At 68.2% G+C, this 23,818-nt stretch carries 21 protein-coding genes; 12 read left to right on the forward strand and 9 right to left on the reverse strand.

Translation table 11 applies throughout. The annotated features are described in order from the left end of the window. Positions 1–8: 8 nt before the first annotated feature. The 3 genes from trxB (at position 9) to ABZX02_RS13695 (ending at position 2,721) form a co-directional block, all read left to right on the forward strand. Entirely contained in the window at positions 9–989 is a 981-nt protein-coding gene (trxB, locus tag ABZX02_RS13685) for a thioredoxin-disulfide reductase (protein WP_355297977.1), read from the forward strand. 34 nt (positions 990–1,023) lie between these two features. Then, positions 1,024–1,353: a thioredoxin gene (trxA, locus tag ABZX02_RS13690; RefSeq protein WP_089948318.1), complete on the forward strand. Its 330-nt coding sequence runs from the start codon at positions 1,024–1,026 to the stop codon at positions 1,351–1,353. Between the two features lie 222 nt (positions 1,354–1,575). Beyond that, positions 1,576–2,721, forward strand: coding sequence for an N-acetylmuramoyl-L-alanine amidase (locus ABZX02_RS13695; RefSeq protein ID WP_355297979.1), 1,146 nt, complete (start codon positions 1,576–1,578; stop codon positions 2,719–2,721). 57 nt (positions 2,722–2,778) lie between these two features. Here the strand turns inward: ABZX02_RS13695 and ABZX02_RS13700 are convergent, their stop codons facing one another. Next, complete coding sequence (locus ABZX02_RS13700; protein ID WP_355297981.1) at positions 2,779–3,411, reverse strand: GNAT family N-acetyltransferase; 633 nt, start codon at positions 3,409–3,411, stop codon at positions 2,779–2,781. Between the two features lie 133 nt (positions 3,412–3,544). Here ABZX02_RS13700 and ABZX02_RS13705 point away from each other — a divergent pair, with 133 nt between their 5' ends. Next, positions 3,545–4,861: a PLP-dependent aminotransferase family protein gene (locus ABZX02_RS13705; protein WP_355297983.1), complete on the forward strand. Its 1,317-nt coding sequence runs from the start codon at positions 3,545–3,547 to the stop codon at positions 4,859–4,861. A 20-nt stretch (positions 4,862–4,881) separates the two neighbouring features. Beyond that, complete coding sequence (locus ABZX02_RS13710; RefSeq protein ID WP_355297985.1) at positions 4,882–5,826, forward strand: D-alanine--D-alanine ligase; 945 nt, start codon at positions 4,882–4,884, stop codon at positions 5,824–5,826. 89 nt (positions 5,827–5,915) lie between these two features. Here the strand turns inward: ABZX02_RS13710 and ABZX02_RS13715 are convergent, their stop codons facing one another. The 8 genes from ABZX02_RS13715 to rpmH all read right to left on the reverse strand — a co-directional run bounded on the left by ABZX02_RS13715 (position 5,916) and on the right by rpmH (position 12,379). Further along, positions 5,916–6,884: a ParB/RepB/Spo0J family partition protein gene (locus tag ABZX02_RS13715; protein WP_355297987.1), complete on the reverse strand. Its 969-nt coding sequence runs from the start codon at positions 6,882–6,884 to the stop codon at positions 5,916–5,918. Next, positions 6,881–7,756, reverse strand: coding sequence for a ParA family protein (locus ABZX02_RS13720; protein ID WP_355297989.1), 876 nt, complete (start codon positions 7,754–7,756; stop codon positions 6,881–6,883). Before ABZX02_RS13720 ends, ABZX02_RS13715 begins: the two co-directional genes overlap by 4 nt. A 95-nt stretch (positions 7,757–7,851) precedes the next feature. Next, positions 7,852–8,499: a 16S rRNA (guanine(527)-N(7))-methyltransferase RsmG gene (gene rsmG / locus ABZX02_RS13725; RefSeq protein WP_355298408.1), complete on the reverse strand. Its 648-nt coding sequence runs from the start codon at positions 8,497–8,499 to the stop codon at positions 7,852–7,854. Between the two features lie 1,486 nt (positions 8,500–9,985). Then, on the reverse strand, positions 9,986–10,549 hold the full coding sequence (locus ABZX02_RS13730; protein ID WP_355297991.1) for a R3H domain-containing nucleic acid-binding protein: 564 nt from the start codon (positions 10,547–10,549) through the stop codon (positions 9,986–9,988). A gap of 30 nt (positions 10,550–10,579) precedes the next feature. Next, positions 10,580–11,608: a membrane protein insertase YidC gene (yidC, locus tag ABZX02_RS13735; protein WP_355297993.1), complete on the reverse strand. Its 1,029-nt coding sequence runs from the start codon at positions 11,606–11,608 to the stop codon at positions 10,580–10,582. 5 nt (positions 11,609–11,613) lie between these two features. Continuing rightward, the gene (gene yidD / locus ABZX02_RS13740) at positions 11,614–11,871 is read right to left on the reverse strand and encodes a membrane protein insertion efficiency factor YidD (protein ID WP_030480223.1); all 258 of its coding nucleotides are present in this window, start codon (positions 11,869–11,871) and stop codon (positions 11,614–11,616) included. Next, positions 11,868–12,209 (reverse strand): ribonuclease P protein component, encoded by a 342-nt coding sequence (gene rnpA / locus ABZX02_RS13745; protein WP_090006634.1) that lies wholly within the window; start codon positions 12,207–12,209, stop codon positions 11,868–11,870. The genes yidD and rnpA overlap by 4 nt, the downstream gene beginning before the upstream one ends. A 26-nt stretch (positions 12,210–12,235) precedes the next feature. Beyond that, positions 12,236–12,379, reverse strand: a complete 144-nt coding sequence (rpmH, locus tag ABZX02_RS13750) for a 50S ribosomal protein L34 (RefSeq protein ID WP_030465619.1) — start codon at positions 12,377–12,379, stop codon at positions 12,236–12,238. A 348-nt stretch (positions 12,380–12,727) separates the two neighbouring features. On the opposite strand from rpmH, the gene dnaA reads away from it, so the two are divergent. The 7 genes from dnaA to gyrA all read left to right on the forward strand — a co-directional run bounded on the left by dnaA (position 12,728) and on the right by gyrA (position 23,808). Then, positions 12,728–14,338, forward strand: coding sequence for a chromosomal replication initiator protein DnaA (gene dnaA, locus ABZX02_RS13755; protein WP_355297996.1), 1,611 nt, complete (start codon positions 12,728–12,730; stop codon positions 14,336–14,338). Between the two features lie 807 nt (positions 14,339–15,145). Continuing rightward, positions 15,146–16,270 carry a DNA polymerase III subunit beta gene (gene dnaN, locus ABZX02_RS13760; RefSeq protein ID WP_355297998.1) on the forward strand — a complete coding sequence of 375 codons (1,125 nt, stop codon included), beginning with the start codon at positions 15,146–15,148 and terminating at the stop codon, positions 16,268–16,270. 44 nt (positions 16,271–16,314) lie between these two features. Next, positions 16,315–17,229, forward strand: a complete 915-nt coding sequence (gnd, locus tag ABZX02_RS13765) for a phosphogluconate dehydrogenase (NAD(+)-dependent, decarboxylating) (protein WP_355297999.1) — start codon at positions 16,315–16,317, stop codon at positions 17,227–17,229. A 4-nt stretch (positions 17,230–17,233) separates the two neighbouring features. Then, positions 17,234–18,352 (forward strand): DNA replication/repair protein RecF, encoded by a 1,119-nt coding sequence (recF, locus tag ABZX02_RS13770; protein WP_355298001.1) that lies wholly within the window; start codon positions 17,234–17,236, stop codon positions 18,350–18,352. A 106-nt stretch (positions 18,353–18,458) separates the two neighbouring features. Further along, on the forward strand, positions 18,459–18,992 hold the full coding sequence (locus ABZX02_RS13775; RefSeq protein ID WP_355298003.1) for a DciA family protein: 534 nt from the start codon (positions 18,459–18,461) through the stop codon (positions 18,990–18,992). Between the two features lie 246 nt (positions 18,993–19,238). Next, positions 19,239–21,209 (forward strand): DNA topoisomerase (ATP-hydrolyzing) subunit B, encoded by a 1,971-nt coding sequence (gyrB, locus tag ABZX02_RS13780; protein ID WP_355298004.1) that lies wholly within the window; start codon positions 19,239–19,241, stop codon positions 21,207–21,209. A gap of 55 nt (positions 21,210–21,264) precedes the next feature. Next, entirely contained in the window at positions 21,265–23,808 is a 2,544-nt protein-coding gene (gene gyrA / locus ABZX02_RS13785) for a DNA gyrase subunit A (protein WP_355298005.1), read from the forward strand. Positions 23,809–23,818 lie beyond the last annotated feature (10 nt).

Genomic DNA, 23,818 nt, shown 5'->3' on the forward strand with positions numbered 1-23,818 from the left:
CATCAGCCGTGAGCGTGCGCAACGTGATCATCATTGGATCGGGACCGGCGGGCTACACCGCGGCGGTCTACGCGGCACGCGCGCAGCTGGAGCCCCTGGTCTTCGAGGGGTCGCAGTACGGCGGCGCCCTCATGACGACGACCGAGGTCGAGAACTACCCGGGCTTCCGCGACGGCATCATGGGCCCCGAGCTCATGGAGCAGATGCGCGAGCAGGCCACCCGCTTCGGCGCCGAGTTGCGCGCCGAGGACGTCGAGTCGGTCGAACTGACCGGGGAGATCAAGAAGGTCGTCGCGAACGGCGTCACGTACGAGGCCAAGGCCGTCATCCTCGCGATGGGCGCCGCGGCCAGGTACCTGAACATCCCCGGCGAGCAGGAGCTGCTCGGCCGCGGTGTGTCCGCCTGCGCGACCTGCGACGGGTTCTTCTTCCGCGACCACGACATCGCGGTGGTCGGCGGCGGCGACACGGCCATGGAGGAGGCGACGTTCCTCACGCGTTTCGCCAAGTCCGTGACGGTCATCCACCGCCGTGAGGAGTTCCGCGCCTCGAAGGTCATGCTGGAGCGCGCCCGTGCCAACGAGAAGATCAAGTGGCAGCTGAACACGCAGGTCACCGACGTGCTGGGTGACGGCACCGTGTCGTCGATCAAGGTCAAGGACACCCAGACCGGCGCCGAGTCCGAGCTGCCCGTCACCGGCTTCTTCCTGGCGATCGGCCACGACCCGCGCTCGGCGCTGGTCAAGGGCCAGGTCGACCTGGACGCCGAGGGCTACGTCCTCACCAAGGACAAGTCCTCGTACACGAACCTCGACGGCGTGTTCGCGGCCGGCGACCTGGTCGACCACGAGTACCGCCAGGCGATCACCGCCGCCGGCTCCGGCTGCAGCGCCGCGATCGACGCGGAGCGGTGGCTCGCCGAGCACGGCACCGAGCAGGCCGAGATGGCCGCCGAGGCCGTCGGCGGCGGCTACGGCAAGAGCATCTGAAGTTCCTTCTGCGAGACGTTTTAGGGAGAGCAACATGGCAGGCGCCACCGTCACGGTGACCGACAAGTCGTTCGCGGACGACGTGCTGACCAGCGAGAAGCCCGTGCTGGTCGACTTCTGGGCGACCTGGTGCGGCCCGTGCAAGATGGTTGCGCCGGTGCTGGAGGAGATCGCGGCCGAGCACGGCGAGAAGATCACCATCGCCAAGGTCGACATCGACGCCAACCCGTCGATCGCCCGCGACTACCAGATCATGTCCGTGCCGACGCTGATCCTGTTCCAGGGCGGCCGTCCGGTGAAGCAGATCGTCGGCGCGAAGCCCAAGGCCGCGCTGCTGAACGACCTGCAGGACGTCCTGGCCTGAGCCGAAAAAAGTTGCATGGGCTAAGAAGTCGAGTGCAACGCGCAACGTGACCCGCCCGTCTATCGATAAGACGGGCGGGTCGCGTTCGTTTTCGGTGCCGGGACAGTCATCTCGGTACGACTGTGAGTAGCCCTGCATCGATCACTCTGCGGAACAGGGCACAATGAGGACTTCCCAACTGACGCGCCGACCGAGTTCGGTGCCCTAGTCGAGCGAGGGTGCATGCAGCTGCTCCGCCGCGGGGACGTCGGAAGTGATGTTGCCGAGATCCGGTCGATCCTGACCAGGCTCGGACTGCTTCCGCCGGCCGACCCACAGGCGCCGCCGGTGTTCGACCAGCAGGTCGAGCACGCAGTGCGCGCGTTCCAGCAGCAGCGGGGGCTGATCATCGATGGCATCGTCGGCCCGGCCACCTACCGTTCGCTGCGTGACGCGACGTTCCGGTTGGGGGACCGGCCGCTCGCGTTCCTGATGTCGCAGCCGACGACCGGTGACGACGTGCTGATGCTGCAGGAACGCCTGCTGGAGCTCGGCTACGACGTCGGCCGCGCCAACGGTGTGTTCGGCCAGCAGACCGAGGGCGCGCTGAGGAACTTCCAGCGCGACTACGGGCTGATCGTGGACGGCATGTGCGGTCCGGACACCGTCCGCGCGCTGCGCCAGCTCCAGCCGAAGGTCCGCGGCGGCCGTCCGCAGCTGCTGCGCGAGCAGGAACGGCTGCGCGGTGCCGGCTCCCGCCTGTCCGGCAAGCGGATCGTCATCGACCCCGGCCACGGCGGCCAGGACCGCGGTGTGGTCGTGGACGGGCTGTCCGAGGCCGACCTGATGCTGGACCTGGCCCGCCGCCTCGAGGGCAAGATGGCCGCCACCGGCATGGAGGCGCTGCTCACGCGCGGTCCGGACAACTGCCCGGACGAGGCCGAGCGGGCCCGGTTCGCGAACGAGGCCGGTGCCGACCTGATCCTGTCGCTGCACAGCGACGGCAACTCGTCGCCGAACGCGCAGGGCGTGGCCACGTTCCACTACGGGACCGGCAACGGCACGTCGTCGACGGTCGGTGAGGCGCTGGCCGGGTTCATCCAGCGCGAGGTCACCGCCCGCACGACCATGTCGAACTGCGGGTCGCACCCGAAGACGTGGGACCTGCTGCGGCTCACCCGCTGCACGGCCGTCCGCGTCGAGGTCGGCTACCTGACCAACGCCGAGGACCGCGCTCGCCTCGCGACGCCCGGTTTCCGCGACATCGTGGCCGAGGGCATCCTCGTGGCCGTGAAGCGCCTGTACCTGCTGGGCAAGGACGACCAGCCGACGGGCACGTTCACGTTCAACGACCTGCTCCGGTACGAGATGTCGAAGACCTCGTCCTGAGCCGCTGACTGACGAAAAGGCCCCCTCCGCCGCAGTGGAGGGGGCCTTTTCGTCTGCCTAGACGGGGCGGAAGCTGGGTTCCGCGGTGGAGACGGTGACGCTGTTGAGGAGCCGTTCGAGAGCGGCCTCCACGTCTTCCTTCCACGTGATGGAGCTGCGCAGCTCCATGCGCAACCGGGGCCAGCGCGGGTGCGGCCGCACGGTCTTGAAGCCGACGCTCGTCAGGAAGTCGGCCGGCGTGACGCAACTGGGCTCTTCGTCGTCCGGGCGCATGTCGCCGAACGCCTCGATGGCCTTCACGCCACGACGCGTCAGGTCCTTCGCCACGGCCTGCACGAGCACGCGCGCGAGTCCTCCCCCTCGGAACTCCGGGAGGACGTCCAGCGACGTCATGAGGACCGCGTCCGGGCTCACCGGGGACGTGGGGAAGGCGGCGCTGCGCGGAACGGCGGCCGGCGGTGCGTAGAACACCGAACCGGCGGGGATGCCGTCGCAGTAGATGATGCGGCCGCACGAACCCCACTCGAGCAGGACGCTGGAGACCCAGGCTTCCTTCTCGAACTCGGTGTCGCCGTATTCCTCAGCCTGTTCTCGCAGGTGAGGAGCCAGCTCCCAGAAAACGCACGTCCTGCTGTGCTTGGAGAGATGCTCCAGGTTGTCCAGCGTGACGCCCACGACGCGACGGGACACCCCGACCTCCACCCGTTAACACACACAGTGAACCCATACGAGGGTAGGCGAATGTGACGGAACCCGGAAGGCGCGTGCCCTGAACGGGACGACGGTTACACTCGCTCGGGACATTTCCCATACAGGAGTCCCCATGACTATGCCCGGTCAGCCTGCCAAGCAGGGCCCCAGAAGCCTTGACCCCCACCTCCGCCGCTACGCAGCGCGCACGGCAGGGATGACGGCATCGGAGATCCGGGCACTTTTCGCAGTCGCGTCGCGTCCCGAGGTGGTCTCGCTGGCCGGCGGCATGCCGCACCTCGCTGCGTTGCCGCTGGAGTCGCTGTCCGCAGAGATCGGTCAGCTGGTGGCCACGGAAGGGCTCGTGGCCCTGCAGTACGGCTCGGCGCACGGCGTCCCGATGCTGCGTGAGCAGATCTGCGACGTGATGGCGCTGGAGGGCATCAACGGCCACCCGGACGACGTGGTGGTGACCGTGGGCTCGCAGATGGGCCTCGACATGGTCACCCGGATCTTCTGCGACCCCGGTGACGTCGTGATCGCCGAGGGACCTTCGTACGTGGGGGCCCTCGGGTCGTTCACGGCGTACCAGGCGCAGGTCGTGCACGTCGCCATGGACGCGGACGGGCTCGTGCCGTCGTTGCTGCGCGAGGCCCTGGAGGCCTGCAAGCGCGCTGGACAGCGGGTGAAGTTCCTCTACACGATCCCGAACTTCCACAACCCGGCCGGCGTGACGCTGGCGGTGTCGCGGCGGGCCGAGATCCTGGAGATCTGCCGGACGTACGGCGTGCTGGTCGTGGAGGACAACCCGTACGGGCTGCTGGGGTTCGACGGCCAGACGTACCCGGCGCTGCGGTCGATGGACCCGGACAACGTCGTGTACCTCGGGTCGTTCTCGAAGACGTTCGCGGCCGGTCTTCGGGTCGGCTGGGTGCTGGCCCCGCACGCCGTGCGCGAGAAGCTGGTCCTGGCGGCCGAGTCGGCCACGCTGTGCCCGCCCACGCTGAACCAGATGATCGTGTCCCGGTACCTGTCGACGCAGGACTGGAAGGGGCAGATCAAGACGTACCGCGAGGCGTACCGGGAGCGCCGGGACGCGGCCATCTCGGCGCTCGAGCAGCACATGCCGCAAGGTTCCACGTGGAACATTCCGGATGGCGGTTTCTACGTCTGGGTGACGGTGCCGGAGGGCATCGACACCAAGGCGATGCTGCCCCGCGCCGTGACGGCCCGCGTGGCCTACGCGTCCGGCACCGGGTTCTACGCGGACGGCTTCGGCTCCCGCCAGCTCCGCATCTCGTACTGCTACCCGACGCCGGAGCGCATCCGGGAGGGCGTCCGCCGGCTGGCGAACGTCATCGAGGAAGAGATGCAGCTGCACGCGACCTTCGGGGCGACCCCGGGCCGGCAGCTGTCCGGTCCGCAGACCCCGTCGCCCGACACCGCCTGATCTTTCTTTGGAGTTTTGCTGTGGCTGACCGCGTGGTCGCTGTGCTGTCCGGTGGGCTCTCCCACGAACGTGAGGTCTCGATCCGCTCGGGCCGCCGCTTGTCGGCCGCCCTGCGGTCGGTGGGCGTGACGGTGGAGGAGTGGGACGCCGACTCGTCGTTGCTGACGCGCCTGCAGTCCTCCCGCCCGGACGCGGTCGTCGTCGCGCTGCACGGCGGCGAGGGCGAGAACGGGTCGGTGCAGGCGATCCTGGAGATGTTCGGCGTGCCGTACGTGGGCACGGACTCGCGGGCGTGCCGGCGGGCGTGGGACAAGCCGACCGCGAAGGCGGAGCTCGCCCGTGCCGGGCTGGCGACGCCGGAGTGGGTCGTGCTGCCGCACGCGACGTTCCGGGAGCTGGGTGCTCGGCCGGTGCTGGACGCGATGGTCTCGACGTTGGGGCTGCCGCTGATGCTGAAGCCGGACCAGGGCGGGTCGGCCCTCGGGGCTCAGGTCGTGCGTGACGCGGCCGAGTTGCCGCCGGCGATGGTCGGGTGCCTGGCGTACGGCGACACCGTGCTGGCCGAGCAGTTCATCTCCGGGGTGGAGGTGGCGGTCGCGGTGATCGACGGTCCGGACGGTCCCACGGCGCTGCCGGCCGTGGAGATCGTTCCCGAGAGCGGGGTCTACGACTACACCGCTCGGTACACCGCGGGGCTGACGGACTTCCACGCGCCGGCCCGTCTCGACGCCGCAGCGGCGAAGTCGGTCGGGGAGCTCGCGGTGGCGGCGCACCGGTTGCTCGGGCTGCGGGACGTGTCGCGGACCGATGCCGTCGTGGGGGAGGACGGGACCGTCTACTTCCTCGAAGTGAACGTGTCGCCGGGACTGACCGAGACGTCGCTTTTGCCGATGGCCGTCGAGGCGGCGGGGCAGTCGTTGGGCGAGATCTACTCCGGTCTGATCGAGCGCGCTGTCGCTCGTTGATCTTTCGTTCATAGGTGACGCCCCGTATCCAATTGGATGCGGGGCGTCATCGTCACCGTGACATAAGGCCCGTGGGTGATCCTATGGGCCTACTCCGATGTCCGAATTGTCGTTTCCGGGCTCATCATGCCGATGATCCTTTGAAGATCGTCAACTGACCCGAACTCGACGACGATCCGGCCCTTCCGCTGCCCGAGTTCGACCTTCACGCGGGTGTCGAAGTTGTCGGAGAGGCGCTCGGCGAGCTCCTGCAGACCGGGCGCGTGCATCTGCTTGCGCGGGGCGGCCTTCTCCTTCTTCGGCTTCTCGTTCTTGAGGATCGTCACCGCTTCTTCGGTCGCGCGGACCGACATGCCCTCGGCGATGATCCGTGCGGCGAGGTCCTCCTGCGCGCCGGCGTCGTCCAGGCCGAGCAACGCCCGCGCGTGACCGGCGCTCAGCACGCCCGCCGCGACCCGTCGCTGGACGGGGAGGGGGAGCTTCAGCAGGCGGATCGTGTTCGTGACGACGGGGCGGCTGCGACCGATGCGGTCCGCCAGTTCCTCGTGCGTGACCCCGAACTCCTCGAGCAGCTGCTGGTACGCCGCCGCCTCTTCGAGCGGGTTGAGCTGGACGCGGTGGATGTTCTCCAGCAGGGCGTCGCGCAGCATGTTGTCGTCGGCGGTCTGCCGCACGATCGCCGGGATCGTCTTGAGTCCAGCCTGCTGCGTGGCGCGCCACCGGCGCTCGCCCATGACGAGTTCGAACGTGTCCGCGGTGAGCTCGCGGACCACGATCGGCTGCATGAGCCCGAACTCCTTGATGGAGAACGAGAGCTCGTCGATCGCGTCCTGGTCGAACACCTGGCGCGGCTGCTTGGTGTTCGTGCGGATCGCGGTGACCGCGATCTCGCGGTAGACCGCCCCCGCGACCTCACCGGCGGGCTTCGCCGGCTGGGTCTTGGTGGCCCCGTTGCCGACCGCGGCAGGCCGGATGGTGCTGGGCGCACCGGCCGGTGGCCCCTGCGGGATGAGTGCGGCCAGGCCGCGCCCGAGCCCGCCCTTGCGCTGCTCCGTCATGCGCCCTCCTTCTTGGCCCCGCGGTGCGCGATCTCCTTGGCAGCGTCGAGGTAGCTCATCGACCCGCGCGAGCCCGGGTCGTACGTCAACACCGTCTGCCCGAATCCTGGTGCCTCGGAGACCTTCACGCTGCGCGGAATCACGGTCTTGAGGGCGACGTCGCCGAAGTGGCCACGCACCTCACTGGTCACCTGGTCCGCGAGCTTCGTGCGGCCGTCGTACATCGTGAGGAGGATCGTGGAGATCGCGAGGTCGGGGTTGAGGTGCTGCTGCACGAGCTCGATGTTGCGCAGCAGCTGGCTCAGACCCTCCAGCGCGTAGTACTCGCACTGGATCGGGATGAGGACCTCCTGCGCCGCGACCATCGCGTTGACGGTCAGCAAGCCGAGGCTCGGCGGGCAGTCGATGAAGACGTAGTCGGGCTGCAGCTGGTCGAGCGCCTCGGGGGAGAGCGCCTCCTTGAGCCGCGACTCGCGCGCCACCATCGAGACCAGTTCGATCTCGGCGCCGGCGAGGTCGATCGTCGCGGGCACGCAGTAGAGGTTCGGCGACGTCGGGCTGACCTGAGCCGCCTCGGCGATGGAGATCTCGCCGATCAGCACCTCGTAGACGGACGGCGTGCCGCTGCGGTGCTCGACGGAGAGCGCCGTGCTGGCGTTGCCCTGCGGGTCGAGGTCGATCACGAGCGTCTTGAGCCCGTGGATGGCGAGCGCCGCCGCGAGGTTCACCGTGCTCGTCGTCTTGCCGACGCCACCCTTCTGGTTGGCGACGGTGATCACCCGGCGATGGGTCGGGCGGGGGAGCAGTGACTCGTCGGGGTGCAGCACGCTTGCCGCACGAGCCGCCTCTTCTGCAATCGGGGTCCACACCACGGCGCTGTCATCTCCGTTGTTGGTCGGCTTGGCTTTGGGTTTGGAGGGTGGCGTTTCACGTGGAACATCGGCCGCTTGAAACTCCGGGTACACGCTCACCGATCCCTCCGCGTCTGGCGCTCGACGATGAGCACCGTCGTAGGCACCTCAAGTACATCCGCTCCCACGACGACGACCTCCGGGTTGGCGCCCCCAGCTTTGAGCACCGCCGCGCCGTCGCGTTCCAGCTCCTCCTGCGCACGCTCGCCCTTGAGCGCCACCATGCGTCCACCGCCCTTGAGGAGCGGCAGGCACCACTTCGTCAGCTTCTCCAGCGGAGCCACCGCCCTGGCGGTCACCGCATCGCAGTTGAGGAGCTGCTTCCGAATCGGCCCCTCCTCCGCACGCCCGCGGAGGACAGTCACGTTGTCGAGGCTGAGCCGTTCCTTCACTTCTTCGAGCCACGCGATCCGCCGAGCCATCGGCTCCAGCAACGTGATCCGCAGATCGGGCCGCGCGATCGCCAGCGGCACCCCAGGCAGTCCAGCGCCGGACCCGACGTCGACCACCCGCTCGTTGGGCCGGAACAGCTGCTCGATCACCGCCGAGTTCAGCACGTGCCGATCCCAAATCTTGTCGACCTCACGAGGACCGATGAGTCCGCGCTCGACGCCGTGCTCCTCCAGGAGCCGGACGAACTCGGCGGCACGCTCAACGTGCTCACCGAAGACGAGCTTCGCGTTGTCGGGCAACTCCCCGGCCATGTTCTCCATCCGCGTTTCACGTGAAACCACGCGGCGGCGGTGTCCCAGCGGCCGGTGGAAAAGCTGGCGAATGCCAGGGGACCATCATGACGGATCGACAGTGGGTGGCGCCAAATCCTGAGCGCCGTTTCACGTGAAACTTGGGGGAAAGTTGCTGCCGAAGCTCTACACGGTCACTCGGCCGGGCCGCGGGCTCGTTTCGACGATGGGTCATCCGGCTGGCGGGTGGTTGTTGCGGTCGAAGCTTCAGGCGCTTCGTGCGGCTGGGGTGGACGTGGTCGTGTCGTTGCAGACGGATGCGGAGCGGGTCGAGTGCGATCTCGTGGGGGAGGGGGAGGCGGTCGTTGCCGCTGGGATGCGGTGGGGGTGTCTGCCTGTCTTGGATCGGTCGGTGCCTGGGGTTGATGAGGCTGTGGCGTTGGTTCGGCCGTTGCATGCGCTGTATGTGGGTGGGGCGCATGTGGTGTTCCACTGTTGGGCTGGGGTGGGGCGGGCTTCGTTGTTCGCTGGGTTGTTGTTGGGGATGGATGGGGTATCGCCTGGGGAGGCTTGGGGGTTGATTCGGGTGGCTCGGGGGAGGGATGTGCCGGACACCGTGGAGCAGGTGGAGTGGTTGGACGCTTGGTTCGCTGGGGAGGCGGGGTGATGTTTCACGTGGAACCTGCGGCTGGTGATCGCCTTTGCCGCGCGTCCTGTCGCCTTCCAGCGTGGTCGGCTTGCGTCTGTACCGAGCCGGTGCCGGGCATCGCCGCTTCGCGTCGATTGCGATTGGGGCTTGACTTCGGGGCCCTTGCGAGGCCTTCCTCGGCCTAGAAAAGGCCGGTCTGTGAAGCCCGGCCGAGTGGTCAAGTTTAAGGCCTCGCACCCAAAGTCAAGCCCCAATCGCCGTCGTGGTTGCGTCACCACCACTTGACCGACATCCAGCGCTCACACGCCTCGGCTTCGCCATCGCGTGAAGCGTGCCCAAGCCCGGCCTGGGCCGGGCTTCGGGTGGCTCGCCTTCGCTCCGCCCCAGCACCTAACCCTCCGCCTCTCCTCTCCGCCCCTCCACCCTGCCCCTCCACTCCGCCTCTCCACTCCGCCTCTCCACTCCGCCTCTCCACTCCGCCTCTCCACTCCGCCTCTCCACTCCGCCTCTCCACTCCGCCTCTCCACTCAGCCGCCCTGCGCTCCGGCTCTCTCCGCTCGCCCGCTAGCCGCCGCGCCCTCCGCACCCGCGTCCGCCGCCGCTGCGCCGCCCCCAACCCCTCATCCCTCATCCCTCATCCGCCCTGCCTCTCCACCCCTCCCCTCCACTCCACCCCTCCACTCCACCCCTCCACTCCACTCCGCCTCTCCGCCCCACCGCGCCCACCCACCGCGCCCCCTCCACAGCCGACCCGCCTCCCACTCTCGTGTCCCGTCCACCCCGCAGTCGCCGTCCTCCCCGAGACAGCAAACGGCCCCTGGTTCCGGTGGAACCAGGGGCCGTTCGGGAAGTGAGGTGTCAGGGCTTCGGGAAGATGATTACCCGCCGCTGCGGTTCCTCGCCCTCGCTCTCGCTGTGCACGCCCGCGACTGCCGCGACGGCGTCGTGGACGACCTTGCGCTCGAACGGGGTCATCGGATGCAGGCGGGCTCGCTCACCTGAGGCTGCCACCTTCTCCGCGGTGGTGCGGCCCATCTCCGCCAGTTCTGCTCGGCGGCCTGCTCGCCACTGGGCGATGTCCAGCATCAGGCGGGAGCGGACTCCCGTTTCCTGCTGGACTGCGAGGCGGGTGAGTTCCTGCAGGGACTCGAGGACGTTGCCTCGGGGGCCCACCAGCTTGGCCAGGTCTTCGCCGCCGTCGATGCTGACGATGGCTCGGCCCGATTCGACGTCCAGGTCGATGTCGCCGTCGTAGTCGAGCAGGTCGAGCAGGCGCTCGAGGTAGTCGCCCGCGATGTCGCCTTCCTGGACGAGCAGGTCCTCGGTCTTGCTCTGCGACTGCGGCTCGGTCGTGGCTTCGGTCTCGGCCGCGGCCTCCGACGACGCCTCCACGTCGTCGGTCGCCTGCAAGGTCTCCGACACGATGTCTCCTCTCCGGGGCAAGGCCCGAAATCAGCGGCGCTTCTTGCTGCCCGGCTTCTTGCTGGTGGATCGGCCTGGGGTCAGGCCGGGGATCTGGGTGTTGGCGTTGCCGTTGGACTCTTCCGGCTTCGCCTTCGGGGCGCCGCCGGGGCCTGCGGTCGGCATGCGCTTGGCGCCGTTCGCGGGCTTGGCGCCGGGGGCCGGCTTCTTCGGGTTGACCGGCTTCGCGCCCGGCTTCGGGGCGAGGGCCTGGCGGGTCTCGACGGCCGTGGCCTTCTTCTCCTCTTCCTCGGCGTCGATGCGCTTGTAGACGAAGTGCTGCTGGCCGAGGGTCCACGCGTTGTTGGACAGCCAGTACAGCAGGATCGCGACGGGGAAGAAGAAGCCACCGACCAGGACGCCCAGCGGGAAGATCCAGAGCGTCAGCTTGTTCATGATGGCCGTCTGGGGGTTGTCCAGGGCGGCCTGGTTCTGGCGGGCGACCGAGTGGCGGGCCGTGAAGTGGGTCGCGATGGACGCCACGATCATCAGCGGCACCGACACGAGGATGACGTTCAGGCGCTCGGTGCCGAACTGCTGCAGCTGGTCGGCCGGCATCGTGATGAACGTCGAGAGGTTCGTGCCGAAGAGCTTGGCGTTGACGAACGAGTCGACGCCCTGCTTGTCGAAGAAGTAGACCTCGCCCCAACCGGGCCTGAACGAGCGCAGCACGTGGAACAGACCGATGAACACCGGGATCTGCACCAGCATCGGCAGGCAGCCGCCGAGCGGGTTGACGCCGTGCTCGGACTGCAGCTTCTGCATCTCCTGCGCTTGGCGCTGGCGGTCGTTCGGGTACTTCTTCTTGATCTTCTGCATCTCCGGGGCGAACTCCTGCATTCGCCGCATGGAGCGCACCTGGCCGACGAACGGCTTGAAGAGGATCGCGCGGAGCGTGAAGACCAGGAAGATGACGGCCAGCGCCCAGGCGAATCCGCTCGCCTCACCGAAGACCTTGCCGAACACCCAGTGCCAACACCACAAGATGAAGGACACCGGGTAGTAGATGAAGTTGAGCACGGGAGCTACTCCTCGGTGGATACGTCGGGGACCTGCCGCCTCGGCGGAACGGGGTCCAGGCCTCCAGGGTGCCAGGGTCCGCAGCGCAGCAACCGGCGGATGGTCAGCCAGGTTCCCCTGAGCGCGCCGTGGACTGTCAGGGCTTCCACCGCGTACGCGCTGCAACTCGGGTAGAAGCGGCAGGTCGGCGGCAGCAGCGGCGAGATGAACTTCCGGTAGAAGTGCACCGGCAGCAGCGCGACCTTCGCGGGCAACGTGGTCATCGCAGCACCTTGCGCAGGGCAGAAGAGAAATCGGCGGCGAGCTCGGAACTCGACGCCTCGGCTGCTGGTGCCAACGCCCTGACCACGACGAGAGTTCCCGGCGGCATCTCTGCCAGTGCGGGACGCACCACGTGGCGCAGGCGGCGGTAGACGCGGTGGCGGACCACCGAGTTGCCAACTGCCTTGCTCACGACGAAGCCCACCTTGGACGAATCCAAGGTGGGCACGTCGGGCTTCAAGACGTGGACGACCAACCGGGGTCGTCCGGCGCGGCGGCCTCGGCGGACCACCAGGCCGAAGTCCTGGCTGCGGGTGAGCCGGGCGGCCGGTGGGAGCACGACGACGCTGCGCTTACCAGCCGCTGTCAGGCGGACAGAGTGGCACGGCCCTTGCTGCGGCGCGCGGCCAGAATGGCGCGGCCGGCACGGGTCCGCATGCGCAGCCGGAAGCCGTGCGTCTTCGCGCGGCGGCGGTTGTTGGGCTGGAAGGTGCGCTTACCCTTGCTCACGGTCGGTCTCCCGGTGCTTCACTGCTGACAAAGCCTTGTGGTTGTCCCCGACGGCAGTGGACGTAGGCGCGCGAAAGGCGCCCGTCGCAAGCGGGAGACTCGTACGAGGGTACGCATGCCCGGGTGCGGCGACCAAATCGGGGTGGGGCAGGCCACGTCTTGTGAGGCGTGCCGGGCCTTGTTACCGTTCGTCCTTCGCGCGTGCCGGGGTTGGCGTGGGAGCCGCCACCAGACCGGCAACACAACGCACCTTTTAGTGCACAGTTGTGGATAACTCTGTGGATACCTCTATTCTCCGTGTCCACATGTGGAGTCGTGGGCTCCGGCGGAGGGGAGGGGAGCGCGGAGGTGTCGAACCAGCAGGTCGATCTTGGTCTCGTGTGGGCCGAGGTGGTGCAGGAGCTCGCCACGAGCCACCTGTCCCCTCAGCAACGCGCGTGGATGAGGGTCACCCGGCCGATCGGATTGCTGGACGGAACGGCACTGCTCGCGGCCCCCAGTGATTTCGCCAAGGAAGCCATCGAGCGCGCGCTGCGCGACCCGATCACCGACGCGCTGTCCCGCCGGCTCGGCCGCTCGGTCTCACTCGCGGTGAAGGTCGACTCGCCGGAACCGGTGAGCCCCGTCGTGAGCCCGCCGACCACCCCGATCTCCGTCCACGCGATCCAGGCGCAGGTCGCCCAGGTCACCCAGCCCGTGGTGCCGGTCGTCCCGGCGATCCCCAACGGCGACACGCCCGGCTCCGTGATCACGGACGACACGGCGGCCGACGGGGCGGAGGAAGAGGTGGACGAGGCCGGCGACGCGCTCGCCGCCGTCTCCGAGATCTGGCCGACGTTCAACACCGCCAACGCGGCGGGCGGGACGGCGCCGAACACGAACCTCCCGTACACGCGGCCCGCGAACCCCTCGCCGTCGCAGACCCGGCTGAACGAGAAGTACAACTTCGACACGTTCGTCATCGGCGCCTCGAACCGGTTCGCGCACGCCGCGGCCGTCGCGGTGGCCGAGGCTCCCGCCCGGGCGTACAACCCTCTCTTCATCTGGGGTGAGAGCGGCCTCGGCAAGACGCACCTGCTGCACGCCGTCGGGCACTACGCCCAGCGCCTGTTCCCCGGCATGCGCGTGCGGTACGTGTCGACCGAGGAGTTCACCAACGACTTCATCAACTCGCTGCGCGACGACCGCAAGGTCGCCTTCCAGCGCCGCTACCGGGACATCGACGTGCTGCTCGTCGACGACATCCAGTTCCTGGAGGGCAAGGAAGGCACGCAGGAGGAGTTCTTCCACACCTTCAACACGCTCCACAACACGAACAAGCAGATCGTGGTGTCGAGCGACCGGCCGCCCAAGCGGCTGGAGACGCTGGAGGACCGCCTCCGCACGCGGTTCGAGTGGGGCCTGATCACGGACATCCAGCCGCCCGAGCTGGAGACCCGGATCGCGATCCTGCGCAAGAAGGCGATCCAGGACCGGCTCGCGGCGCCGGCCGACGTGCTGGAGTTCATCGCCTCCCGGATCGAGCGCAACATCCGCGAGCTCGAAGGCGCGCTCATCCGCGTCACGGCGTTCGCGTCGCTCAACCGCCAGCCGGTCGACATCCAGCTCGCCGAGATCGTGCTGCGCGACCTGATCCCGGATTCGCACGCCCCGGAGATCACCGCGCCGATGATCATGGCGGTCACCGCCGAGTTCTTCGGCGTCTCGATCGACGACCTGTGCGGCCCCGGCAAGACGAAGGCGCTCGCGCAGGCACGTCAGATCTCCATGTACCTGTGCCGCGAGCTGACGGACCTGTCGCTGCCGAAGATCGGGCAGACGTTCGGCGGCCGCGACCACACGACGGTCATGCACGCGGACAAGAAGATCCGCAAGGAGATGGCCGAGCGCCGGCGCATCTACGACCAGGTGCAGGAGCTGACGTCGCGCATCAAGCAGCGCGCCCGCCACACTCCCTGATCCACCCGGGTAGCAACGAAGGGGTCCTCCACCGCGGAGGGCCCCTTTTTTCGTCCGCACCCGGGGACGCGACGGAAGGCGGCCGAACGCTCCGGACGCGACCGAGCGGCTCGGCGACGAACACCCGGGGGCGGTGCCGCGGGCCGACGCCGAGCACCCGGGGACGCGGTCGCCCGCTCGACGGCCAGCACCCGGGGACGACGTAGGCCGACCTATGGGACTGCATCAGTCCGTGCGGCTCCAACCACCACCACGCGCCACACACGTACCCGGGTAGACGAGGCTCGATCCGGCGCCCGGCGAGGCTTCTGTTTGTGCACCGCACTCGAAGGGGTGGGGACAACTGGAAAAGTCTGTGGCCCCGGCCACGATCTGGCCACAGAAGCCTGTTGAACACCCGGGTACAACTGGCCCGCACCCGGGGACGCACCCGGGGACAACTGTGGACGATCTGTGGATCGAGAGCTGTGCACAACCGGCTGTCCCCGGGTGCGCCGATCTGTCCCCGGGTGCCATCCCCCCTTAGTCCACATGGTGGGTGACACCTTGACCTGCAGGTTTAACGGCTGTCCCCACAATCCACAACCCTTACTGTTACTGCTGTTGGATCTCTTCTAGGAAGATCTTCAAAAGCAAAACAGCGTGGATGGTTCCCGGGGATCGGTGCCCGAACCCCGAAGTGACGGGAAGGGCCAGGACGCTCTAACGTGGTTGCTCCGCACCTCGGGTAGCCGAGGGTCGAGGCTCCCTAACCCCCACTGGCACGTTGTCGTGGTGGCTTGTCGACTGTCGAGGAAAGGACGCCTCATGAAGATCCGCGTCGAACGCGACGGCCTGGCCGACGCCGTCGCCTGGGTCGCCCGCAGCCTTCCGTCCCGTCCGCCGGTTCCCGTGCTGGGCGGCGTGCTGCTCGACGCGGAGTCGGACGACTCGCTGACGGTCTCCGGGTTCGACTACGAGGTCTCCGCTCAGGTCGGCGTCCCCGCCACGATCGCCGACGGCGGCCGCGCGCTGGTCTCCGGGCGTCTCCTCGCGGACATCACCAAGGCGCTCCCGAACCACCCCGTCGAGATCGCGGTCGACGGCGCTCGCATGATGATCAGCTGTGGCAGCGCCAGGTTCAGCCTCCCGACGATGCCGGTCGAGGACTACCCCGCGCTCCCGTCCATGCCGCAGCTGATCGGTGAGCTCCCCGGCGAGGTCTTCGGCGAGGCCGTCAGCCAGGTCGCCGTCGCGGCCGGCAAGGACGACACGCTCCCGATGCTGACCGGCGTCCGCGTCGAGATCGGCGAGGGCAAGCTCGTCCTCGTCGCCACCGACCGGTTCCGCCTCGCGATGCGCGAGTTCCCGTGGGAGCCCGACGCGACGCTCGGCGAGGTCGCCGTCCTGGTCCCGGCCCGCACGCTCGGCGACGCGGCCAAGACGCTCGGCTCGTCCGGCGGCAAGGTCGAGATGTCGCTCGCGGCCAACGACGGACTGCTCGGCCTCTCCGGCTCCGGCAAGCGCACGACCACCCGCCTGCTCGACGCGGACTTCCCGAAGTACCGCCAGTTGCTCCCGTCCGAGCACAGCGCCGCGGCGATCATCGACATCGACGCGCTGCAGCAGGCGATCAAGCGCGTGTCGCTCGTCGCCGAGCGCGGCACCCAGGTGCGCCTCGAGTTCGTCGACGGCGGGCTGCGCCTGTCGGCCGGTGGCGACGACGAGGGTTCGGCGGAGGAGGAACTCCCCGTCGAGTACACCGGCGACCCGGTGACCATCGCGTTCAACCCGGGCTACCTGCTCGACGGCCTCGGTGCCGTCCGCACGCAGAAAGTCCACTTGTCCTTCACCACACCCAGCCGACCGGCGCTGCTCAAGCCGGTGGACGAGGATGGGAACGTGGCGCCGGGCTACCTGTACCTGCTGATGCCCGTTCGCCTTCCCGGCTGAGAAAACCCTTACCGGGGAACAGAAACGTAGTAGGGGAGAACACCGTGCAGCTCGGACTCGTCGGCCTCGGCAAGATGGGTTTCAACATGCGCGAGCGGGTGCGCCGGGCCGGTCACGAGGTGATCGGCTACGACCGCAACCCGGAGGTCACCGACTCGGAGTCGTTGGCGGACATGGTGTCCAAGCTCGAAGCGCCGCGCGTCGTGTGGGTGATGGTGCCCGCGGGCGACATCACCCGGAACACGGTGAAGGAGCTGTCCGAGCTGCTGTCGCCCGGTGACCTGGTCATCGACGGCGGCAACTCCAAGTTCACCGACGACCGCGTCCACGCGGACCTGTTGGCGGAGAAGGAGATCGGCTACGTCGACGCCGGTGTGTCCGGTGGCGTGTGGGGTCTCGACAACGGCTACGCGCTGATGGTCGGTGGCGACGCCGCCCACGTCGAGCAGGCGATGCCGATCTTCGACGCGCTGCGCCCGGAGGGGCCGCGCGAGGAGGGCTTCGCGCACGCGGGCAAGGTCGGCGCCGGCCACTACTCGAAGATGGTGCACAACGGCATCGAGTACGGCCTGATGCAGGCGTACGCCGAAGGCTTCGAGCTGCTCGACAAGACCGACGTCGTCGACAACGTGCCCGCCGTCATCTCGGCCTGGCAGCGCGGCACCGTCGTGCGGTCGTGGCTGCTCGACCTGCTGGTGCGCGCGCTGGAGTCCGACCCGGAGCTCGACGACCTGCGCGGGTACGTCGAGGACTCGGGCGAGGGCCGGTGGACCGTCGAGGAGGGCATCAACAACGCGGTGCCGCTCCCGGTGATCTCGGCCGCGCTGTTCGCCCGGTTCACCTCCCGCCAGGAGGACTCGCCGGCGATGCGCGCCGTCGCGGCGCTGCGCAACCAGTTCGGCGGCCACTCGGTGCACATGGCCGGGCCGTCGTCCGGTTCCGGCAGCACCCAGGGCTGAGGAGTTGCACGTCAGACACCTCCAGGTCAGCGACTTCCGCTCGTGGGAGCTCGCCGACCTGGAGCTCGAGCCCGGTGCGTCGGTGCTCGTCGGTCGCAACGGCCAGGGCAAGACGAACCTGGTCGAGGCGATCGGGTACGTGGCGACGCTCGGTTCGCACCGCGTCTCCACCGACGCGCCGCTGATCCGGCACGGCGCCCAGCGCGCCGTGGTGCGGACGGCCGTGGTCAACGACGACCGCGAGCTGCTCGTGGAGCTCGAGATCACGGCCGGCAAGTCGAACCGCGCCCGCATCAACCGGGGTCCGGTGCCGCGGCCGCGGGACGTGCTCGGGATCCTGCGCACCGTGCTGTTCGCACCGGAGGACCTCTCTCTCGTGAGAGGCGATCCGAGCGACCGGCGGCGGTTCCTCGACGAGATGCTCGTGTTGCGCGCACCGCGCTATGCCGGTGTGCGCAGTGACTACGACCGTGTGTTAAAACAGCGCAGCGCGTTGTTGAAGACCGTGAAGCACTCCCGGTCGGCCGACCTCTCGACGCTCGACGTCTGGGACGGGCACCTCGCCAAGCACGGCGCGGAGCTGCTGGCCGCGCGGGTGAAGCTGGTCCGCGACATGGCGGACCACGTGACCTCGGCGTACGCGGAGGTCGCTCCGGAGTCGCGTCCGGCGCTCATCTCCTACCGGTCGAGCGTCGGCGACCTGCCGGAAGACCGGGAGAGCATCGAGGACCTGCTGCTGGCCGAACTCGACCGGGTGCGGCGGCAGGAGATCGAACGCGGTGTCTGCCTCGTCGGTCCCCACCGCGACGACCTGGACCTGACGCTCGGCGAGCTCCCGGCGAAGGGCTACGCCAGTCACGGAGAGTCGTGGTCGTTCGCGCTCGCGCTGCGGCTCGGCGGGTACGAGCTCATGCGTGTCGACGGCATCGAACCGGTGCTCGTGCTGGACGATGTGTTCGCGGAGCTCGACCGGGGCCGGCGGCAGCAGCTGGCCAAGGTGGCGGCCGCCGCCGAGCAGGTGCTGATCACCGCCGCGGTGGCCGAGGACGTTCCGGACGAGCTGAGCGGTGCCCGGTTCGAGGTCCACGGTGGGGAGGTGCGGCGTGTCCGAGTCGGAGGCTGACTCTGGGGGTTCGAAGCCCCCACATGTAGCTCGATCGGGTGTGTCCGCCCACACATCTGGGGACAAGTCTGTGGATGGTGTGGATAACTCCGTCACAAATCCGGACTTGTCCACAGGTTCATTCACACCTGAGGGTGAGTCGCTGCGGGGTTCGGACCTCGCGCGAGCTGCCCTGGAGGCGGCGAAGGCGTCCGCGAAGGCCCGCGGCCGGGTGCCGGGGAGCAAGGCGAAGGGCCGTCCGGTGCAGCGGCGCCGGCGTCGCTGGTCGGGTCCGGGCCCGGACGACCGCGATCCCCAGCCGCTCGGGCGGATCGCGTCCAGGATCGCGGCGGACCGCGGCTGGGTCGAGCAACTGCAGGGTGGCCAGGTCTTCGGTCGTTGGGCAAAATTGGTGGGAGAGGACGTCGCCGAGCACGCGAAACCGATCGCTCTCAGTGACGGGGAACTGACGGTCCAGGCGTCGTCGACGGCGTGGGCCACCCAGCTGCGCCTGCTGCAGCGCGAGCTGATCAAACGGATCGCCGCGGGTGTCGGCAACGGCGTCGTCAAACGGCTCAAGATCAAGGGTCCGGACGCTCCCAACTGGCGTCACGGCCCCAGGCACGTTCCTGGGCGCGGTCCGCGTGACACCTACGGGTGAGGTCCCGTCGGGGCCTCAGCGGCCGTTCTGCGGCTCAATGAGCGTTCACCAGCGGATTTAAACCCCCGTTTCAGCCGTCCTGACCCGGCTGGGACTTCTCCAGGCGCTCTGTGACCGAATCAAAGGTGTCCTTGACCCCGTTCTGTCGGGGTGCCCCGGTAGAATCACAGGAGAGCTTCACCCCATCCCAGAAGTCGGGGAACACCGTGCGGGCCCTGCCCGCATCAGCGAGGAGACTCCAGGCCCGTGTCAGCTAAGAAGAATGAGTACGACGCGTCCTCGATCACCGTCCTCGAGGGTCTCGAGGCAGTGCGCAAGAGGCCGGGTATGTACATCGGCTCGACCGGCGAGCGCGGTCTGCACCACCTGGTCCAGGAGGTCGTGGACAACTCGGTCGACGAGGCCATGGCCGGCTACGCGACCACGGTCGACGTCACGCTGCTGGCCAACGGCGGCGTCCGGGTGATCGACGACGGTCGTGGCATCCCGACCGGCATCCACCCGGTCGAGGGCGTGCCCACCGTCGAGGTCGTCATGACCAAGCTGCACGCGGGCGGCAAGTTCGACAGCGACTCCTACGCGGTGTCCGGCGGTCTGCACGGCGTCGGCATCTCCGTGGTGAACGCGCTGTCCACCGCCGTCGACCTGGAGATCAAGAACGCCGGCCACGTCTGGACCCAGCGCTACGAGGCCTCGAAGCCCGCGCACGCGCTGAAGCAGATCGAGCCGACCACGGAGACGGGCACGTCCGTCACGTTCTGGGCGGACCCGGAGATCTTCGAGACGACCGAGTACAACGTCGAGACGATCGCACGCCGCCTGCAGGAGATGGCGTTCCTCAACAAGGGGATCACGATCATCCTGCGCGACGAGCGGGTCTCGGAGGCGGACGAGGAGGCCGACGCCGAGGGCCACAAGGCCGCGGTGAAGGAGCGCACCTTCCACTACCCGGGTGGTCTGGAGGACTTCGTCCGCCACATCAACCACACGCGCGAGGCCGTGCACCAGAAGGTGATCGGCTTCGAGGCGCAGGGGGAGGACCTCCAGGTCGAGGTCGCGATGCAGTGGAACACCGGCTACACCGCGTCGGTCTACACGTTCGCGAACACGATCAACACGCACGAGGGCGGTACCCACGAGGAGGGCTTCCGCGCCGCGCTGACCCGTGTCGTCAACGAGTACGCGCGCGAGAAGAAGCTGCTCAAGGAGAAGGACGCCAACCTCACCGGTGACGACATCCGCGAGGGTCTCGCGGCGATCATCTCGGTGAAGCTCAAGGAGCCCCAGTTCGAGGGCCAGACGAAGACCAAGCTGGGCAACAGCGAGGCGAAGTCGTTCGTGCAGAAGTCGACGAACGAGCACCTGGCCGACTGGTTCGAGCGCCACCCCAACGAGGCCAAGACGATCGTCACCAAGTCGGTGTCGTCGGCGCAGGCCCGCATCGCCGCCCGCAAGGCCCGCGAACTGGTGCGCCGCAAGGGTGCGCTCGACATCGGCGGCCTGCCCGGCAAGCTGAAGGACTGCCGCTCCACCGAACCGGAGCGTTGCGAGCTCTACATCGTCGAGGGCGACTCGGCAGGTGGCTCGGCCAAGGAGGGGCGGGACTCCATGTACCAGGCCATCCTCCCGATCCGCGGCAAGATCATCAACGTCGAGAAGGCGCGCATCGACCGCGTCCTCAAGAACACCGAGGTCCAGTCGCTGATCACGGCGCTGGGCACCGGCATCCACGACGAGTTCGACCTCACGAAGCTGCGCTACCACAAGATCGTGCTGATGGCCGACGCCGACGTCGACGGCCAGCACATCCGCACGCTGCTGCTGACGCTGCTGTTCCGCTTCATGCAGCCGCTCATCGAGCACAACCACGTGTACCTCGCGCAGCCGCCGCTCTACAAGATCAAGTGGCAGCGCGCCGAGCCGGAGTACGCCTACTCCGACCGCGAGCGCGACGCCGTGATCAAGGACGGCATCGCGTCCGGCAAGAAGCTCGGCAAGGACGACAACATCCAGCGGTACAAGGGTCTCGGTGAGATGAACGCCGAGGAGCTGTGGGAGACCACGATGGACCCGGCGAACCGGATCCTGCGCCAGGTCACCATGGACGACGCGGCCACCGCCGACGAGCTGTTCAGCGTGCTCATGGGCGAGGACGTCGAAGCACGCCGCTCGTTCATCACCCGCAACGCCAAGAGCATCAAGTTCCTGGACATCTGAGTCCGGTCCCGCTTCTTAGGCACCCTGGCGTTTCTGGCGAGAAGGAAAGAGAACAGTGAGCGAGACGACTCTGCCGCCGGACCACGACCGCATCGAGCCGGTCGAGATCCAGCAGGAGATGCAGAACTCGTACATCAACTACGCGATGTCCGTGATCGTCGGGCGTGCGTTGCCGGACGTGCGGGACGGGCTCAAGCCCGTGCACGTCCGAGTGCTGTACTCGATGTTCGACTCCGGCTTCCGCCCCGACCGCGGCTTCAACAAGTGCGCGCGCGTCGTCGGCGACGTGATGGGCAACTACCACCCCCACGGTGACTCGGCGATCTACGACGCGTTGGTGCGTCTCGCCCAGCCGTGGGCGCTGCGCTACCCGTTGATCCAGGGCCAGGGCAACTTCGGCTCGGTCGGCAACGACCCCGCCGCCGCCATGCGGTACACGGAGTGCCGGCTCTCCCCGCTGGCCATGCACATGCTGCAGGACATCGAGGAAGAGACCGTCGACTTCCGCGACAACTACGACGGTCGCATCCAGGAGCCGACGGTCCTGCCGTCGCGCATCCCGAACCTGCTGATCAACGGCAGCTCCGGCATCGCGGTCGGCATGGCGACCAACATCCCGCCGCACAACCTCCGCGAGGTCGCGGACGGCGTGGTGTGGGCGCTCGACAACTTCGAGGCCTCCGACGAGGAGACCCTCGAAGCGATGATCGCGCGGATCAAGGGCCCGGACTTCCCGACGTACGGCCAGATCCTCGGCACGTCGGGCATCGAGGACGCGTACCGCACCGGTCGCGGCTCGGTCCGCATGCGCGCCGTCGTGGAGATGGACGAGGACGCCAAGGGCCGCACGATCCTGGTCGTCACCGAGCTGCCGTACCAGGTCAACCCGGACAACCTGGTCGAGAACATCGCCTCGCTGGTGCGCGACGCCAAGCTCACCGGCATCGCGAACATCGCCGACGAGTCGAACCGCCGCATCGGCATGCGCATCGTCATCACGCTGAAGCGCGACGCCGTGGCGAAGGTGGTGCTGAACAACCTCTACAAGCACACGCAGCTGCAGTACTCGTTCGGCGTGAACATGCTGTCCCTCGTGGACGGCGTGCCGCGGACGTTGCGGATCGACCAGATGATCCGCCACTACGTGAAGCACCAGATCGAGGTCATCGTCCGGCGCACGCGGTTCCGCCTGCGCAAGGCCGAAGAGCGCGCCCACATCCTGCGCGGTCTGGTGAAGGCGCTCGACCAGCTCGACGCCGTCATCGCGTTGATCCGCCGCTCCGAGACGCCGGACATCGCGCGTTCGGGCCTGATGGAGCTCCTCGAGGTCGACGAGATCCAGGCCAACGCGATCCTGGAGATGCAGCTCCGCCGGCTCGCCGCCCTGGAGCGCCAGAAGATCATCGACCAGTTGGCCGAGATCGAGCTGGAGATCGCGGACCTCAAGGACATCCTCGAAAAGCCGGAGCGGCAGCGCAAGATCGTGCGCGACGAGCTCACGGCGATCGTGGACAAGTTCGGCGACGACCGCCGGACGAAGATCATCCCGTTCGACGGCGACGTGTCCATGGAGGACCTGATCGCGGTCGAGGACGTGGTCGTCACGATCACGCGCACCGGCTACGCGAAGCGCACCAAGACCGACCTGTACCGGGCGCAGAAGCGCGGCGGCAAGGGCGTCCAGGGCGCGCAGCTCAAGCAGGACGACATCGTGGCGCACTTCTTCGTGTGCTCCACGCACGACTGGATCCTGTTCTTCACGAACAAGGGCCGCGTGTACCGGACGAAGGCGTACGAACTGCCCGAGGCGAACCGCAACGCCCGCGGTCAGCACGTCGCGAACCTCCTCGCGTTCCAGCCGGACGAGGAGATCGCACAGGTCATCCAGATCAAGAACTACGACGTGTCGCCGTACCTCGTGCTCGCGACCCGCAAGGGCCTGGTCAAGAAGTCGAAGCTGTCCGACTTCGATTCCAACCGATCGGGTGGACTTATCGGCATCAACCTGCGTGAGGACGACGAGCTGGTCGGAGCGGTGCTCTGCTCGGCCGACGACGACCTGCTCATGGTGTCCGCCGACGGCCAGTCGATCCGCTTCCACGCGACCGACGACGTGCTCCGCCCCATGGGTCGTGCCACGTCAGGTGTGCAGGGCATGCGGTTCAACGCCGACGACGAGCTGCTGTCCGTGGGCGTCGTCCAGGAAGGCCTGTTCGTTTTGGTCGCGACGGACGGTGGGTACTCGAAGCGAACGCCCATCGAGGACTACCCGGTCCAGGGGCGCGGCGGCAAGGGTGTGCTGACCATTCAGCACGACCGCCGACGTGGCAGGCTGGTGGGCGCGCTCATCGTCGACGTCGACGACGAGCTCTACGCCATCACCTCGAGCGGAGGGGTCATCCGGACCCGGGCCGAGCAGGTGCGCAAGGCTGGACGGCAGACGAAGGGCGTGCGGCTGATGAACCTCGGCGAGAGCACCACTTTGATCGCCGTCGCACGCAACGCGGACGAGCCCAGCGACGTCACTATCAGTGAGGCGTCTGCCGCGGAGGACTCTGCCGCTGACCAGGCAGCCACCCCCACCGACTCGGCTGAGTAGTCGGAATCGC

This window comes from Lentzea sp. NPDC003310 (assembly GCF_040610935.1).
In the GTDB taxonomy this organism is placed as follows: domain Bacteria; phylum Actinomycetota; class Actinomycetes; order Mycobacteriales; family Pseudonocardiaceae; genus Lentzea.